Source organism: Desulfomicrobium macestii (genome assembly GCF_014873765.1).
GTDB lineage: Bacteria > Desulfobacterota > Desulfovibrionia > Desulfovibrionales > Desulfomicrobiaceae > Desulfomicrobium > Desulfomicrobium macestii.
Genome location: NZ_JADBGG010000023.1, coordinates 25,080 through 42,368, shown reverse-complemented (window position 1 = coordinate 42,368; position 17,289 = coordinate 25,080). Strand labels below are relative to the sequence as shown.

13 protein-coding genes and 1 riboswitch are annotated in these 17,289 nt (G+C 59.7%); all 13 genes read left to right on the top strand.

Translation table 11 applies throughout. From position 1 onward, the window contains the following. The first annotated feature begins 324 nt into the window (after window positions 1-324). The 13 genes from H4684_RS14345 (at window position 325) to metE (ending at window position 17,258) form a co-directional block, all read left to right on the top strand. Complete coding sequence (locus tag H4684_RS14345; RefSeq protein ID WP_192624264.1) at window positions 325-1,347, top strand: methyltransferase; 1,023 nt, start codon at window positions 325-327, stop codon at window positions 1,345-1,347. A gap of 22 nt (window positions 1,348-1,369) precedes the next feature. Beyond that, window positions 1,370-2,164 (top strand): outer membrane lipoprotein-sorting protein, encoded by a 795-nt coding sequence (locus H4684_RS14340; protein WP_192624263.1) that lies wholly within the window; start codon window positions 1,370-1,372, stop codon window positions 2,162-2,164. Window positions 2,165-2,170: 6 nt separating this feature from the next. After that, window positions 2,171-3,418: a DUF1302 family protein gene (locus H4684_RS14335; protein ID WP_318779646.1), complete on the top strand. Its 1,248-nt coding sequence runs from the start codon at window positions 2,171-2,173 to the stop codon at window positions 3,416-3,418. A 19-nt stretch (window positions 3,419-3,437) separates the two neighbouring features. Then, window positions 3,438-5,861 carry an efflux RND transporter permease subunit gene (locus H4684_RS14330; protein WP_192624261.1) on the top strand — a complete coding sequence of 808 codons (2,424 nt, stop codon included), beginning with the start codon at window positions 3,438-3,440 and terminating at the stop codon, window positions 5,859-5,861. 326 nt (window positions 5,862-6,187) lie between these two features. Further along, entirely contained in the window at window positions 6,188-6,988 is an 801-nt protein-coding gene (locus H4684_RS14325; RefSeq protein ID WP_192624260.1) for a DUF3450 domain-containing protein, read from the top strand. Then, window positions 6,985-8,403, top strand: a complete 1,419-nt coding sequence (locus H4684_RS14320; RefSeq protein WP_225940449.1) for a MotA/TolQ/ExbB proton channel family protein — start codon at window positions 6,985-6,987, stop codon at window positions 8,401-8,403. Before H4684_RS14325 ends, H4684_RS14320 begins: the two co-directional genes overlap by 4 nt. Before the next feature lie 5 nt (window positions 8,404-8,408). Next, complete coding sequence (locus H4684_RS14315) at window positions 8,409-8,999, top strand: MotA/TolQ/ExbB proton channel family protein (RefSeq protein WP_225940448.1); 591 nt, start codon at window positions 8,409-8,411, stop codon at window positions 8,997-8,999. Then, window positions 8,996-9,418, top strand: a complete 423-nt coding sequence (locus H4684_RS14310; protein WP_192624259.1) for an ExbD/TolR family protein — start codon at window positions 8,996-8,998, stop codon at window positions 9,416-9,418. Before H4684_RS14315 ends, H4684_RS14310 begins: the two co-directional genes overlap by 4 nt. A gap of 1 nt (window position 9,419) precedes the next feature. Further along, on the top strand, window positions 9,420-10,091 hold the full coding sequence (locus H4684_RS14305; RefSeq protein WP_192624258.1) for an energy transducer TonB: 672 nt from the start codon (window positions 9,420-9,422) through the stop codon (window positions 10,089-10,091). A 3-nt stretch (window positions 10,092-10,094) separates the two neighbouring features. Next, the gene (locus tag H4684_RS14300; RefSeq protein ID WP_192624257.1) at window positions 10,095-11,270 is read left to right on the top strand and encodes a tetratricopeptide repeat protein; all 1,176 of its coding nucleotides are present in this window, start codon (window positions 10,095-10,097) and stop codon (window positions 11,268-11,270) included. Between the two features lie 72 nt (window positions 11,271-11,342). Continuing rightward, window positions 11,343-13,235 (top strand): TonB-dependent receptor plug domain-containing protein, encoded by a 1,893-nt coding sequence (locus tag H4684_RS14295; protein ID WP_192624256.1) that lies wholly within the window; start codon window positions 11,343-11,345, stop codon window positions 13,233-13,235. A 22-nt stretch (window positions 13,236-13,257) separates the two neighbouring features. Beyond that, window positions 13,258-14,253 (top strand): ABC transporter substrate-binding protein, encoded by a 996-nt coding sequence (locus H4684_RS14290; protein WP_192624255.1) that lies wholly within the window; start codon window positions 13,258-13,260, stop codon window positions 14,251-14,253. Window positions 14,254-14,735: 482 nt separating this feature from the next. Beyond that, window positions 14,736-14,848: riboswitch (cobalamin riboswitch) on the top strand. Window positions 14,849-15,002: 154 nt separating this feature from the next. After that, window positions 15,003-17,258, top strand: a complete 2,256-nt coding sequence (gene metE, locus H4684_RS14285) for a 5-methyltetrahydropteroyltriglutamate--homocysteine S-methyltransferase (RefSeq protein ID WP_192624254.1) — start codon at window positions 15,003-15,005, stop codon at window positions 17,256-17,258. Window positions 17,259-17,289 lie beyond the last annotated feature (31 nt).

Below are 17,289 nucleotides of genomic sequence, written 5' to 3'. Positions count from 1 at the left end.
GGACAGACCGAGCTTCGCAAACAAGGACCTCGTAAGCAAGGCCGATCAAGTCTACCACGGCGCCAGCCTGACCTTCACCGTCAAATAGCCCCTCCAAACAGCCCGGCCGGACCGCACCCAAGCGGCCTGGCCGGGCCTATCTTTTCCAACGCCCTGGCGTAAGGTCGGCAGGAGCGACCACTCGGAAAGCCGAAACAGTTCTCGCCGCATCCGCATTTTCCCGCTCGGGGCACCTTTTCTCCCGGCCAGGGGAGACGTTTCCCGGCGCGACGCGCACAGAACTGGCGACGTTCCACAACACTTCATTTCTTTTGCGAGGATCTCATGAACCCATCCACCATTGCCGCGCCCGGTTACGGCCGCCTGTACGACATGATCACCGCTCCCATCCATTCCAGGCTTCTTCTGTCCGGCCTTGAACTGGGGGTCTTCGACCATCTGAAAACCCCGCGCACGGCCGTGGAAATGGCAGAACTGCTGAGGACCCACCCCGGCAACACGGGCATGTTTCTCGACGCCCTGACCTGCATCGGTCTCCTCTCCAAGACAAACGGCGTCTACCGCAACGAGCCCGAGGCTTCGGTCTACTTGCGTACGGACGGTCCGGCCTTCCTGGGAGGACTGCTGCGCCTGATCAACGCCATGTGCCTTGATCCCCTCCAGAACCTGACCGAACTGGTCCAAAAGGGCCCCAACCCCAATCCCGCCGACGCCCACTTTTCCTCGGAAGACCTGTGGGCCGAATCGGCCAGGACCAGCGCGGCCTGGGTCACGGGCGGGGTGGGCGCGATCATGACCGGTCATCTGACCGCCCTGCCGGAGTTTCCAACCTTCAGGACCATGCTCGACCTTGGTGGCGGCCACGGCATGTTCGCCCAGGCCTTCGTGACCGCCCATCCAAAGATGACGGCCGTGATCTTTGACCAGCCGGCCGTAACCGCCGTGGCCGACGAATTCATTGGGGCGGCTGGACTCGGGGAACGCGTCGTTACACGCGGCGGCGATTACCTGCAGGACGACATCGGAGGGGGCTACGATCTTATCTGGGCCTGCGCCACCCTCAACTTCGCCCGCCACGACCTGGACCGGCTGCTCTCAAAAATCCACACGGCCCTGAACCCCGGCGGAGTTTTCATGGCCTTCCAGGACGGGCTGACCCATGAGCGAACTCGTCCGGACCAACTTCTGGGACATCTGGGTTCGGCGCTAGCCGCCGGCCAGGCCTTCTACTTCGATCAGGGCGAAATCGCCGACTGCATGCTGCGCCGCGGTTTCAAGTCCGTGCGCTCGCGCACCGTATCGACCCCCATGGGCGACATGGACCTCGATATCGCCCGCAAAGGCTAACAAAACTCACGGAGAACTGTGCATGCATCACCTTATCCACACTCTGGCCTGCTGGATCTGCCTGGCGAGCTTCTGTCTGGCCGCCGCCCCGGTCCTCGCGGACGAGCCCGACGGGCGAAAAATCATGACCCTGGCTTACAACCGCGCCGACGGAGAGGATCGGACATCGATCCTGACCATGACCCTCATCAACAAGCGCGGCAGTCAGCGCGTGCGCAAGGTGGAGAGCTGGTCCAAGGACTACGGTCCGGACCGCAAATCGGTCATGGTTTTCCGGGAACCGGCCGATGTCCGGGGCACGGCCTACCTGGCCTGGGATTACGAGGAAATCGGCAAGGATGACGACAAATGGCTGTACATGCCAGCCATGAAAAAAGTTCGCCGCATCAGCGGTTCCTCTCGCAACGAATACTTCATGGGCACCGACTTCACCTACGACGACATGGGCAGGCGCTCCGTGGCCAAGGACGCGCACACCCTGATCGGAAGCGAAACTGTCATGGACCATGACTGCTGGAAGGTTGAATCCGTGCCCGTGGACCCGAATGATCTGTACACCCGTCGGATGTTCTGGGTCAGCAAGACCGCCCACGTGACCCTCAAGGCTGAATACTTCGACAAGGACGGGCTGGTTAAAATCTACAATGTCCTGGAATTCCAGGAACAGGGTGGCTTCTGGACAGTGCTGCGCTCGGAAATGGACAACGTTTCCCGCGATCACAAAACCATCATGGAAATCGGCTCCATCAGCTACGATGCGGGGCTGGCCGACGACATGTTTCAGGTTTCCGCCATCGAACGCGGACGCATCCGGTAATTGGCCATGCGCGTCGTGGCCATCCTGGCTCTGTTGTTTGCCCTGCTGGGAGCGAGCCCGCTCCGGGCGGAAGAGAAATTGCCGGACTGGCTGCACATCTCCGGTTGGGCCGAGACCATGCAGTCCCTGCGGATCCGCGCCCCCCACGACCAGGTAACAGCCAGGGCCAAGCTACGCTTGGAAGCCGAGGCCGAGTTGGACCGGCTCTATCTCTTTACCTCGGCCGACGCGGAAAAAAACTGGACCATCGACTCGGAAACCGGGGCTGACCTGCACGAGGCATGGCTCGAATATGTTGGAGAAGGTTGGGACGTGCGTCTGGGCCGTCAAATCGTCATCTGGGGCAAGGCCGATGGGGTGCAGATCACGGATCTCATCTCGCCGCCGGACTACACCGAATCCATGTCCCGCGACCTGGACGAGATCCGCATGCCCGTGGACGCCATGAAACTGCGCCTGCTGGGCACGTGGTTCGACACGGAACTCGTCTGGATTCCGGTCTTCAGGGCGGCGGTCCTGCCAGAGGGCGACAATCCGTGGGCCGTGGAACAATCCGTGTCGGATTCCATGCGAATCAACCAGCGTTCAACCGATGAACCGGCCACAAGCCTGGAGAACAGCGAACTTGCGGTAAAGGTTTCGGCCTACCTGCCTGGCTTCGACGTAGCCGCTTCGGTCTTTCATACCTGGGACGACTTCGCGACCATGCATCGCACGGCCTGGACCGAGGGGAACATCCTGCACGTGGACTACAGGCCCGAACACCATCGTCTGACCGTGTTAGGGCTGGAATGCTCACGGCCCTGGTCCGATTTCGTATTCCGGGGGGAGGCGGCCTACACGCTCGGCCAGTACAGGAACACGGACTCGGTGTTCGTCAATCCGCGCAAAAAGGACGGCCTGAAATGGCTGACCGGACTGGACTGGACGCCCGGCGACGACTGGACCGTGACCGCGCAAATGATCGGCACGCACATCCTGGACCATGAGTCCGACCTCAGCGATGAGCCCTTCTCCTCGATGGTCACCCTCAATATTTCCAAAAAACTGATGCGCCAGATCCTGACCCTGTCCAACATGCTCTATTGCGATCTGAACGACGGCGAAATCTTTGACCGCGTCAAGGCCGACTACGAGATCCGCGACGGCATCCATTTGTTGGTCGGAGCAGATTATTTCTGCGGCGATGACGGTCAGTTCGGACGTTACAAAGACAATTCCCAGGTCTGGGTCCGACTCAAATACAGTTTCTGACATCCGCACGGAGGTGCTCATGCTCAACATTCAGAAGATCAATTCCCGGTTCCGGGCAGTCGCCGAAATCATAATTAAATACCGTTGGTTGAACATCATCCTGTTTCTTGGCGTCCTGCTCGCCGCCGGAGTCGGCCTGACCCGACTGGAAAGCGACATCGACCAGGACAACTGGTTCCTGGAAGACGACGAACTACGGATCACCGAACAACACTTCGAGGACATCTTCGGCAATGAGGACTTCTGTGCCATCCTGGTCGAGGCCGACAATGTCTACACGCCAGAGGTGCTCGGGGCCATCCGCGAGATGGGCAGGGAGTTGACGACCAAAGTCCCCTACGCCGACGACATAGTCTCCTTGACCGACTTCGAGTTCACCCTGGGGACCGAGGACGGTATGGAAATCATCGACCTTGTGCCCGCGACCATCCCAAGCGATCCGGGGGAACTGGCCCGCATCCGCGATCTGGCCATGGCCAAGCCGCTGTTCAAAAATCGCATCGTGTCCGAGGACGCCCGACAAAGTTGGATCATGCTGCGCATGAAGCCTATTCCAGACGACTGGGAAAAGGACTCCACGGAAAATCCGGACCTGTCGGTGGGACGCATCGTCACCGAGATCATTTCCCAGGAAAAATATGCCTTTCTCCAGCCCAAGGCCACGGGCCTACCAGTCATCAACGTGGACAAGCGGAATTTCTTCGCCAAGGAAACTCCGCGCCTGCTGGGCATTTCCCTCCTGCTGACCATGGCCGTCCTGGCCGTGTCCCTGCGCAGCGTGCGCGGGGTTGCCTTTCCCTTGCTCACCGCCATCAGCACCAACGTCATCGTCTTCGGAGCCCAGGGCTTCCTCGACATCCGCAACGACCCATCCATGATCTTCCTTCCCGTATTCCTGAGCCTGGCCCAGGCCATCGGCTACTCCATCCATGTCTTCAACGCCTTCAAGCACGGACTGGCGACCGAGGGACGAAGACGGCCTGCCCTGATCCACGCCGTTGCCGAGACAGGCTGGCCGCTCTTGTTCAGCGCCCTGACGACCATGGCCGCCCTGTGCTCCTTCATGTTCATCCCGCTGCGGCCAATCCGTTGGGTCGGCCTGACCGGGGCCTGCCTGGTCGGCGTGACGTACATCCTGGTCATAGTGCTGCTGCCATCCCTGCTCAGCTTCGGCCGGGACAAGGTACCACAGACGCAGCAAAGAGCCGGGGTACTGGCGGGTCTGGACCGGGTGATGGAAATCCTCGGAACCCGCGTCCTGAACCGTCCCGGACTGACCATGACCGCCCTTGGCCTGATCACCGTGGTCTGCCTGCTGGGCATCGCCCGGTTCGAAGTGTCCTTCGACATCCGCCGCACCTTCGGCATGGATGTGCCCTACGTGGAACGTCTGGACTACATCGGTCACACCAGGGTCGGTTCCCTCTACTCCTACGGTGTCGCCCTGGAATTCGGCCAACCCGGAGAGGCCAAGGAACCGGAAAATCTGAAGAAATTCGACCAGCTCATCTCAGAGATCAACACACTGCCCCTGACCAAAAAGACCACATCACTGATCGATATCATCAAGGATACGCACCAGGTTCTGAACAATGGCGACCCCGACTTTCACACCATTCCCGAAGATCGAAACGCCGTGGCCCAGGTGCTGCTACTCTATGAAAACGCAGGGGGATCCGAGGCGGAAAAGTGGATTGACTATGAATACCAGCGATTGCGGCTCATGGTCGAGATCGACGACTACAATTCCGGCGAAGCCGTGCGGGAACTGCGCCTCATCCAGGAGCGTGGCCGCGAACTCTTTCCCGACGCCAAGGTCTTGCTCATTGGCTCCATCTCGCAGTTCACGGTCATGCAGGACTACGTGACCTGGGGCCAGATCAAATCCTTCTTCATCGCCCTGACCGTCATCGCCATACTCATGTCCCTGGTCTTCGGCAGTCTGCCCCTGGGCCTCGTGGCAATGGTCCCCAATTTGGCTCCGGCCATGGTCGTGGGCGGCATCATGGGCCTGGCCGGTATCCCCTTGGACATGATGACCGTGACCATCATCCCCATGCTCCTCGGTCTGGCCGTTGATGACACCATTCATTTCATCAACCACTGCCAGCTCGAATTCGAACGCACCGGCAATTACCGGGAAAGCGTACGCCGAGTTTTCGAATCCGTAGGATCTGCCCTGCTCCTGACCTCCCTGGTCCTCATCCTGTGCTTCTCGGCCTACGCAGCTTCGGCTGCCAAGGTCTTTGTCAACATGTCCTTCCTCGTCGCCGCAGGTATACTGGCTGCTCTGGGCGCGGACTATTTCGTGACCCCCGTTCTTTTGAACCGTCTGCGCCCCTTTGGACCGGAAACGACAAGAAACCGAGCTGCGATATCATCAAACCGATCAGGGCCGGTTCACGCCCAAGGCCAACACCCGGCGGACTCTCCGTCCTCCTGACCAGTTTCGATCCATCTGGACGCACCAGGGATTGTGGGCTTCCACCGGCAATCCCTGGCCGCACGCGTTAGCCAAAACTAAATTTGCATGTAGGAAAGGCAATCGCCTTCCTGTTTAAGATACAGCAGCCTTTGGCTTCCACCGGTAATTCCTGGCCGCATGCGTTAGACAAAACTAAATTTACATGTAGGAAAAGTAGTCGCTTTCATGTTTAACATATTTATTTGAAACAATTTCTTACAAAAAAAGTCGGGATTAAAAATACGATGCCAGTAACAATCCAGCCACATCAAAGCACACGCGCAATCACACCAAAGGCGAGAAAAATGAGACAGTTCACAACCAAACCGAAAGCCTGTCTTTTCGTTCGCAACAGCTTGGCCAGCCTGGCCCTATGCCTGACTTTGGGAACAGCCTGCCCAGCCCTGGCCGACGACCCTGTCCAGGTGCAGCGAACCATGGAGCAGGCCATCGAAATCCACCAGCAGACACAAAAGCAAACCGACGAATGGTCCGGCCGCAAACAGGAACTGCAAGCCAGACACGAGTATTTGCTTGCGGAAAAGGAACGCCTCCAGGCCGGACGCACGCTGGCTATGGAGCGGCGTGATCTCGAGGCCAAAATGGTTGCCGAGACCCGCAGGAGCATCGAGGGGGCGACGGAGTTCGAGCGTGACCTCATGCCATTTTTGGAAAAAACCCTGACCCGTCTGGAGGAGGCCATTGCCCGCGATCTGCCTTTCCTGCCCCAGGAACGCTCCCAGCGTCTGGCCGAGTTGCACGAGATCCTGATCAGGCCTGACGCCTCGGCCGCCGAAAAACTGCGCCGCATCATGGAGGCACTGCAGATCGAAGCCGATTACGGCCGCAGTGTCGAGGTCTATCAGGACACTGTGTCCGTGGATGGCGTCCCGCTGTTGGTCGACATTCTGCGTCTGGGTCGGATCAGCCTGTTCTGGCGCACTCCCGACGGCCTCCTGGCTGGACATTTCGACCCTGTCACGCGGCAATTCACACCCCTGCCCAAAGACAGCCTCGACCAGGTGACCAAAGCCATGGAGGTAGCCCGGCGGGAACGCACGGCCGAACTGCTTGAACTCCCCATCGGAAGGATCGAACCGCAATGAAAATCATATTCACCATGCACCACATCATTATAGCTGCCTGCGCTCTCGCCCTCGGCTTGAGCCTGGTCCTGCCTGCCGGGGCCGAAGACATGCGCGCGGCGGCCCGCAAGGCCAAGAGCGAGTACGAAGCTGCGGGCATCCAGGCCAAGGAAGCCCGACAACGCATCCTCAACGACCGAAATGCCCTGGAAGGGGAAGTTGGCGGATTGGAGCGAGATGTCCGCAGGCTCGCGGACGAACTGGAGTCCCTCAACAAAGAGATCACGGAACTTGTCGGACAGAAACAGGAATTGGAACTCCAGCGTGCGGACAGCGAACTGGGCCAGCGCGAACTGATCGGAACTCTTCGCGTGGTCGCCCGCGATCTGGATGCAGCCCTGAACCAATCCCCCACCACGGCCCTGCTCCCCGATCGCCGCGAAATCCTGGCCCCCATGATAGACAAGGACCGCTTTCCAAGCCTTGCCGACGCAGCCCGCATGGGCGAGCTCATGTTCGGGGAAATGGAGCATACGGCCGGAGTATCCCTGCGCAAACACGCGTTTGTCGGCCGCGACGGTCAGACCGTGGACGGCGACGTCCTGGTCGTCGGCCCCTTCACCGCCGCCTACCGCACCGGCACGGAGACCGGATTCCTGCGCTATTCAGAGGAAACGGGTCAGTTCTTCGCTCTCTCGGCCCTGCCGGACTGGTTCATGCGCCGGACCCTGGACCTCTATTTCGACGGAAAGTCCGAGACCATGCCCCTGGACATCACCGGCGGCGCGGCACTGCGACAAATCATGCACACAAATTCCCTCATCGACCAGATCAAGAACGGCGGACTGCTCGTCTGGCCCATTTTGGCCATCGCCGTGCTGGCTTTGCTCATGAGCGTGGAGCGGACCATCTTTCTGAAACGCGTCCACGACAACGCCGACCGGGTCATGGGCAAGGTCAACACTCTGGCCCTGCAAGCCCGCTGGACCGAATGCGACGACATGGTTCGGGAGAAAAAAGACCGTCCGGTCTACAACGTGCTCAAGGCCGGCCTGACCGCGCGCGGCGAGAACCGCGAGACTCTCGAAAGCATCCTGCAAGAGGCCATCCTCAAGGAACTGCCGCGCCTGGAGCGTTTTTTGCCCATGCTGAACATGCTCGGGGCCGTAGCACCTCTGCTGGGCCTGCTCGGCACCGTGACCGGCATGATCAGCACCTTCCATGTCATCACCTTGTACGGCACGGGAGATCCGCGAATGATGTCCGGCGGCATTTCCGAGGCCCTGGTCACGACCATGCTCGGCCTGGCTGTGGCCATTCCAATCATGCTCGCACACACCTTCTTGAACCGCCAGGTGGACCACATCGTCGGTGACATGGAGGAAAAGGCCGTGGCCCTGACCAATATCATCTATCGCGAATCAGCCTGCAACTGACAGCCATGGACATGTTCAGCACCACCTTCGACTACCTCCGTCCCGGGGGATTGATCATGATTCCGCTCATCGGGGCATCCTGCTGGATGTGGGTACTGATCATCGAGCGCGGGATCTGGTTCGCCGATCAGGCCCGCCGGGACATCAGCCTCCGCCAGGCCATGGACGCCCTGAAGGATCGTATCCTGCCAACAGAGTGTCGGGGACTACGCGCCGATCTGGTCAGACAGTTCCTCGATGAACGCACCGGCCGCCGGGACATCGACCGTCGCATCCTGGAGCGTCATGCCATGCGCGCCAGACCCCTCATCCGGGGCTCCCTGGCGATCATCACCACCCTGGCCGCCGTGGCCCCTCTTTTCGGCCTGCTCGGCACCGTGACTGGCATGATTACGACCTTCGACGTCATATCCCTGTTTGGAACCGGCAACGCCAAGGCCATGGCTGGCGGCATTTCCGAGGCGCTCATCACTACCCAGAGCGGACTCTTGGCCGCCATTCCGGGCCTGTTCATGAGTGTCTTCCTCCATCGCCGGGCCACGCGCCTCGAAGGCCGACTCGATGAAACCGTATCTGTCCTTAAGAGGTGCCTGTGATCAACGCCCGACATAACCTACGCGGCAGGGGCAAGACCGCCGAAGTCAACATGGCTCCGCTCATCGACCTGGTTTTCCTGCTGCTCATCTTTTTCATGGTGACCACGAGCTTCGTCAAGGAAACCGGCGTTGACGTTCAGCGCCCCCAGGCCTCCACGGCCACCCTCAAGGAGGCCGGCAACATTCTCGTCGGTGTGTCCTCCGAAGGAAAGATTTTCCTGGAATCCAAGGAAATAGACGTGCGCAGCGTGCGCGCCCACGTGGAGCGCTCCCTGGCCGAGAATCCCGAAGGCGCGGTGGTCATTGTCGCCGACAAAGAGAGCAACACCGGTGTGGTCATCCAGGTCATGGACCAATGCCGCCTGGCCGGTGCCGAAAACGTGAGCATTGCCGCCTCCCGGACCGACGGGGAAAGCTGAGATGACCGCTCGTTTCCGTATCTACGCGGCTCTGGCCGGGGCCCTGGCGGTCAACCTGCTCCTGTTTGCCCTGCTTCCGGCAACGGTGGGTAAACCCGTGACCAAAATGGACCTGGAAAGTCTGAACGTCGTCAACATGGTGGAACTCCGTCGCGAAACGCCCCCACCGCAAGAGGACTCTCCACCCAAGGAGGAACCGCCCCGGGAACCGCCCAAGGAGCTGCCGCCCATGTCCATGCCCAGCACGCGCCCCGACATTCCCAAAATGGACCTGGTCCTGCCCAGCCTGAACTTCGAGCTCAACACCAAACTGGCCACGGGTGCCCCAGTGGCCGCACCGGTTGGCCGTTCGTCCGCTCCTGTTGCCGCCTTCGGCCAGGATTACGCCATGGGCGAGGTCGACCAGATTCCGATACCTTTGAGTCAGATCAAGCCCATCTATCCCCAGCGAGCCAAGCGCATGCGCCTGAATGGAGCTGTGGATGTCCGTTTCCTGGTGGATGAAACCGGAGCGGTCCACAATGTCGAGATCATCTCGGCCAGACCCGAGGGCGTTTTCGACGAAAGCGTGCGCAGGGCCCTGTCCGGCTGGAAATTCACGCCGGGCCAAAAGTCCGGAACCGCCGTGCGCACATGGTTCGTGACTACCATTGAATTCAAATTCGAGGGTTGAGCAATGACTACGTATTTCTTTTCCGCGAACAGAGGACCGGTGGTCCTGACCGTTCTGATTCTGCTGTCCATGGCTACCGTGCTCCAGGCTTCGGAACTGCCCCCGGTTGTGCAAAAGACCCTGTACGAGGCCGGACAGGCCATGGAAAATGGCAGCCACGCCAAGGCCACCCAGATTTTACGCCAATTTCGGCAAGCCCATGCCGATACTCCTCACCATCTGGTCGAATTCACCTTGGGTAACGCCCTGTCCATGCAAAACAAACCCAAGGATGCGCTACCCCATTACCAGCGCTGCACCGAGCTTGAGCCTGACTACGCTCCGGGCTGGCAAAACCTGGGCAAAACCGCCCTGGATCTGGGCGATCATCCCTTGGCCGGCCGAGCCCTGACCCGCACCTATGAACTGGGCGGAAAAAAGGACCATGATCTGCTCTTCCACGCCTGCGCGGCCCATATCCTGGGTGGCGAAGCCAAGAAGGCCCTGTCCGGCCTGGAACACCTGACCTCGGGCAAGGCCGGACACCCCAAGACTCCGTGGCTGGAAGCCCTGCTCAAGGTCTATCTGGATCTGGGACAGGAAAAAAAGGCGGCCCGGATCCTGGACGGCATGCTGGCGAATGACGGGAACAATGCCGCACTCTGGAAGCTCCTGGCGCAGATCCAGGCCCGACAGAACGAATACCGGAAAAGTCTGGCCGCCTGGGAAATATACACCAGCATGCACCAACCCACGCCCGAGGAACTGGTTTTAATGGGCGACCTGTACGCAGCCATCGGTGTCCCGGCCAAGGCCGCAGAAAGCTACGAACACGCATTGGTGCGCAAGGATTGCCCCAAACTGCGCGAAAAAATGGTCAACGCCCATCTGGCGGCACGCAATCCGGCCAAGGTCGTGGAAAGTGCAAAGACAGCCATCAACAAACGGCCATCGGGAGCCCTGTGGCAGGCCATGGGGCGCGCACTGTTCGAACTGGGCGAATACGACCAGGCCGCCGACGCCTTTGCGCACAGCGCCCAGTTAAATCCCGGCGACGGCCATCCCCACCTCATGCGCGGCTACTGCGCCCTGCGCATCAAAAACCGCGACATGGCCCTTACCGCCCTGGAGCGGGCCCAGCATTTTCCCAACACCCGCGCCCAGGCGGCAGCGCTGCTCAAGGTCGCCGCAACCCTCTAAGCGTCCGGATATCATCAACGTGTCGCAGCGCCGCCGGACCGGCGAACGGCCAAAAACAAAGGAAATCAAGACATGCCAAGGCACCTCTTTCGGCTGGCCCTGCTCGGCGCCCTGCTCTTCGCCACTGCGGCCGCACATGCAGGAACCGATCAGAACATGGATAAAATGGTTGTCACCGCGACCATGACCGAAAAACGCATCGCAGACGCTCCGGGCAGCATCGAAGTCATATCGGCCCAGGACATAACCGAACTGAACGCCCAGACAGTGGCCCAGGCCCTGGAGTCAGCAACGGGCCTGATCGTCAGCAACGAATCCGGACGGGTCAAAGTGCCTTCCATCCGTGGCGCACGCGCCAAGCACACCTTGATTCTGCTCGACGGTCGCCGTCTGGCTTACGGGTTCAACGACATGGTCGACCTGCGCCAGATCCCCACCACCATGGTCGAACGCATTGAAATCGTTCGCGGCCCGGCTTCCTCCCTCTACGGCAGCGACGCCCTTGGCGGCGTGGTCAACATCATAACCAAAAAGGCGTCACGTGAAGTGACGGCCAAGGCCAGTGGCCAATACGGAAGGCAGATTGACGGCGAAAATGATCGCTTCAATTTCGGCGGGTATCTCGGTGGGGGCACGGATCAGGTGCGAACGCTGCTGGCCATGGAGGCCGGGCATGAAAACGGATGGGACAGGAATGGCGCCGCCCCGGACGACGGTTTCTCGCAGGAACCCGCTTTTCTGGCCGGACGTCTGGCTTGGGATCTGACCGACGGTCAGTCCCTGAGCGCGGGTGCGGAGTACATGCAGAACACCTACGACGGGCTCCAGTTCTATGAAGGATCGGACCGCACACGCACCGCCGACGAAAGTCGCCAGGGATACTTCCTGCAATACGACGCCGCGTTTATGGACGTGCACAACGTCATGGTCCGTCTGAACCGCTCGGAATTCGACAACGAACTCGGATTCACTCCTTTTGCCGCTTCCGGAGAGCGCGTCACGGAGCAGTACACCAACCAGCTCGAAGCTCGCTATTCAGGCCTCTTCCTGGGCAACCACCTGCTTACCGCTGGCGGTGAAGTTCGTCGCGAAGGCCTGGATGACACCCAGAACGACATGGGCACCAACGAGCACACGGATAATTACAGCCTCTTTTTCCAGGACGAATTCCAGATCCTCGATCCTCTGACCCTGACCCTGTCCCTGCGTTACGACAGCCACTCCGAATTCGGCGAGCACTGGTCTCCGCGCGCCTCCGTAGTCTACACCATTCTGGAAGGGCTACGCCTGAAGGGCTCCTTCGGCCAGGGCTTCAGGGCTCCGTCCCTGTCGGAACTGTATGTCAAATCCCTGCGCCAGAAGGGCAAACTGGTCTACGAGGCCAACGAAGACCTCAAGGAAGAGGAATCCACCAGTTACGAGGTGGGAGTCGAAGGCGAATACGGCGACATGTACGGCGGTGTCACCCTCTTTCGGACCGAGGTGGACAACCTGATCGAGTCGGTCTTCGATCGCTCCGAAGGTACCGGCAAGAACAAAAAGGATTTTTACATCTACGAAAACATCGCCGAGGCAACCTTGCAGGGCGTGGAGGTTCAGGCTGGCGTCAAGCTGCCCTTGGGCTTCTCCCTGGACGGAAACGCCATCTGGCTGGACGCGGACAACAAGTCCGGCGAGGATGTTGGCGGTCAACCCGAATTCAAGGCCTTCGCCAAACTCGGCTACACCCTGCCCGAGTATCGTCTTCGCGCAAACTTCCATGCCTCTTTTGTGGACCAGATGACCTATGCCGAAGGCGACAAGGAATCGTACACAATCTGCGGTGTTTATCTGGCCAAAGACATCAATGACAACTTCGAGATTTTCACCGGCGCCGAAAACATCTTCGGCACCCGTCTCAATCGCAACGACGTAGAGCAGATTGAACCGGTCACGGTGTACGCCGGTCTGACCATGAAATTCTAAGCAACTATCAGGAGAAATGCCCATGTTGAAATACAGATCAGTCCAGACCTTTAATAGAATTCTTGCAGTGGCCTCGATATTCCTGGGGCTGAGCGTTCTCCAGGCAGATGTTGTCATGGCCGAAAGAAACCCGGCCCCTGATCACGCCGAGGTCATCATGATCGGCGACCGGCTGGTGGACGTGGCCTACAATCTGGGCGTGCTGCCCAAGGCCATGGCCGTACGCGCCACATTATGGCCCCTGACCGAAACATTTCGAGGCGGCTCCGAGATCCTGGGCTGCCCTAGTCGGGCGATCAAAAAACCCGAAACCGTGCCCGAGGCGGCCAAACGCCTGGGCATAACCAGGGTCATCATAGAAAAGAACGCCAATTTCTGCACGTACATGCCTTCTGTCAGTCCGGAAAAGGCAGTTCCTCTGCTTGAAGGCAAGGGACTGAGCGTTGAATTCGTCGATTTCAACCAGGGCCTTGATTCCGCCGTGCGGCAAACCGCGAAGCTACTTGGCCGAGAAGACAGGGTCGGCGCGGTGCTCGACGGATACGCCTCGGCCCTGGCCACGTCGAAAGACAAAGCCAAGGCTGTCAAACCCGGCAAGAAAGTGCTCATGTTGAGCGGCATCCAGCAGAAAAGCACGGGCAAGATCACGGTCCAGATTGAAGCCCCCGGCGGTTACACAGATCGCTTCATTCTGTCCAAAATGGACGCAACCAATGTCGGCGACGCCTTCGCCGTTAACAACGCCACGGCCAGCAAGGGATACTTCACCGCCCCCAAACGCAAACACGGGGTGCATCTTGAGCCCATGCTCTCCAACGCGCCCGACGTCATCGCCGTTTTCGGCAACGCCTATGCCGTTCAGAAGGCCCTGGCCGCAGCCGTGCGCCAGAACCCGGCCCTGGCCGAAATCCCGGCCATCAGGAATCACGCCGTATACGTGCTGCCCCAGTATGTTGATTCCGGGGTTCTGGAGTATCCAGAAGCACTCTTTCTCTGGGCCGACGCCCTGAGTGAGTGACGTCATGAGATTCAGATTCGATCATCCCTAACAGCGGCCTCCGGACTTCTGTCCGGAGGTCTTTCGCATCCCGCTATCCCCGAGCGAGTCCGGCCTTGATCCACTTCAACTTAAGCGCTCATCGATCCGTATCCATCCATCCATTAATTTTTCATGTGCAATAACGGGCATCCAATTCAAGAAAGGCTTCATGAAATCCCAGTTAGCACAGAATCGCGCGACTCGCTGGATGGCGCACGTTCAACAATGTCGAAAAAGACGTACCAGCGGTAAGTCGAACTCAAGCGCTGGCTACCGCACCCATCGCCCTGATTGTCCATGAATCCGCCGGAGGACTTGAATTGTCTGGACACACCCAAAAAGAAAAGGCGGCCTTCCAGAACCAACCCGCTCTGATTGGCCCCGCCGCGCGCCCTCGAACCCGCCTTGCCATCCCGGGCACGCCGGGCTATTGGCGCGCTCTGTACAAGCGTTCAGGACACGGAAGACGGTGAAAATCCGTCGCGGACGCGCCACTGTAACCGGAACAAAATCCGGCCATGGTCACTGCGAAAGCGGGAAGGCCAGGGCACAAACGGACCGGAAGCCAGGAGACGCCCTGAACGCATGGAGCACGACTGTCTCGCGATAAGACAGGCATCCTGCGAAAACCGGCCGTTACGTCCCTGGGATGGGCCGTCTTTTTGCGTTGTCTTCATTTCGAGTGTTTGTGCTCCTTTTATTCCACCTCAATAAAAGGAGTTACACGGATGCAAACCCACATTCTCGGCTTCCCGCGAATCGGAGCCAACAGGGAACACAAGCGCCTTCTGGAGGCCTACTGGCGAGGGCAGGCCACCCGGCAAGACCTTCTGGACATGGGCCAGGAACTACGCCGACGCCACTGGACGATCCAGGCCAAGGCCGGTCTGACCCACGTCACCACGGGTGATTTTTCCCTCTACGACCACGTTCTCGACACCTCTCTCATGCTTGGTGCGATCCCCGAGCGATTCCTGACCACGGACCAACCGGACCTGGACACCTACTTTTGTATGGCGCGCGGCGATGCCGAGCGCAATGTTCCGGCCCTGGACATGACCAAATGGTTCAACACCAACTATCACTACATGGTCCCGGAGATCTCAGCCGCTCCGCTGAAATCTGGTTCGCAAACCATTGTCCGGGACACCCTTCAGGCTCTGGATCTTGGCTGCTCGGCCAAGCCCGTGCTGCTCGGACCCATCACCTACCTGTCTCTGGCCAAGGGCGTGAAAGGCTTTGATCCATGGAACAAATTGGACGAGGTATTGAACCGCTACACTCACGTCCTGGATAAACTTCGGCCCCTGTGCTCCTGGATCCAGATCGATGAGCCCATTTTGTGCGCGGACATGAGCCCGGCTGCGCGGGCCGCCTTCCCCCATGCCTACAAAATCCTGAATCAGGCCGGAGCGAAACTGCTCCTGACCACCTACTTCGATGCCCTTGATGACAACATGGATTTGGCCCTGACTTCGGGATGTGCAGGTCTGCACACGGATCTGACCCGGGGAGCAAGGGCCCTGGACTCCATCCTGAAGGGGTTGCCACGCGAAATGACCCTGTCCGTAGGCATCGTCGATGGCAGAAACATCTGGAAAACCGATCTCGACCGCGCATTGCGCACACTCGACATCGTGCACGCCGGTCTGGGTGCGGATCGGATCATGCTCGCTTCCAGCTGCTCCCTGTTGCACACCCCGGTGGACCTGGAACTCGAGACGGCCCTGCCCAAGGAGCTGAAAGGCTGGATGGCTTTCGCCGTCCAGAAATGCGCGGAACTGCGTCTGCTGGCCCGGGCCATGAACGGCGAGGACTGCGCGGCCGAGCTTGAAGCCAACGCCATCTCCATGCGCTCTCGCAGGCAAAGTCCCCAGGTGACCATCGCGGCGGTACGCGAACGGTGCGCCCGGGTTGACGAGAAAATGACCCGACGCAACGCCCCGTACCCCGCGCGAAAAAATGCCCAATCCTGGCTCGGTCTGCCCCTGTTGCCGACCACGACCATCGGCTCCTTCCCCCAGACTCCCGAAATCAGGAAACAGCGCAGCCTCTTCAGAAACGGGGACATCACAACCCAGGATTATGAAGCATCCATGCGCGACGAAATCAACAAAGTGGTAGGCATCCAGGAAGACCTCGGTCTAGATGTACTCGTACACGGCGAGGCCGAACGCAACGACATGGTGGAATACTTCGGCCAGCAACTGGACGGCTTCTGCTTTACGGCCAACGGCTGGGTCCAGAGCTACGGCAGCCGGTGCGTGAAGCCGCCGATCATCCACGGCGACATCGACCGGCCCATGCCCATGACCGTGAAGTGGATCACCTACGCACAATCCCTGACAAAAAAAACCATGAAAGGAATGCTGACGGGACCCGTGACCATCATGTGCTGGAGCTTCGTGCGCGACGACATGGAACGAGCCGAAGTCTGCCGCCAGCTGGCCCTGGCCATCCGCCAGGAGGTCACGGACCTGGAAAAGGCCGGGATTCGCATCATCCAAATCGACGAAGCCGCCTTCAGCGAGGGCATGCCCATCAAGTCCAGAGACAAGGGCGCATACCTGGAATGGGCAGTGGAGAACTTCCGCCTGGCGACTTCCGGTGTGGCCGATTCGACCCAGATCCATTCCCACATGTGCTACAGCGAATTCAACGATATCGTGCAATCCATCGCAGCCATGGACGCCGACGTGATCAGCATCGAGTCCAGCCGTAGTGGCATGGAACTGCTGGAGGCCTTCCGGGAATATTCCTATCCCAACGAGATAGGCCCCGGAATCTACGACATCCATAGTCCCAGAGTACCGTCGGTGGAGGAAATGGAGAATCTGTTGGGCCGGGCTCTGGAGTTCATCCCCAAGGAGCGGCTGTGGGTCAACCCGGACTGCGGGCTCAAGACCAGGGACTGGCCCGAAACCCTGGCCTCCCTGCGCAACATGGTGGAGGCGGCCCGGAGAGTGCGCGCCAGCCTGAGCTGATGGACCACTCAGCACTTCACTGCCTGCATCC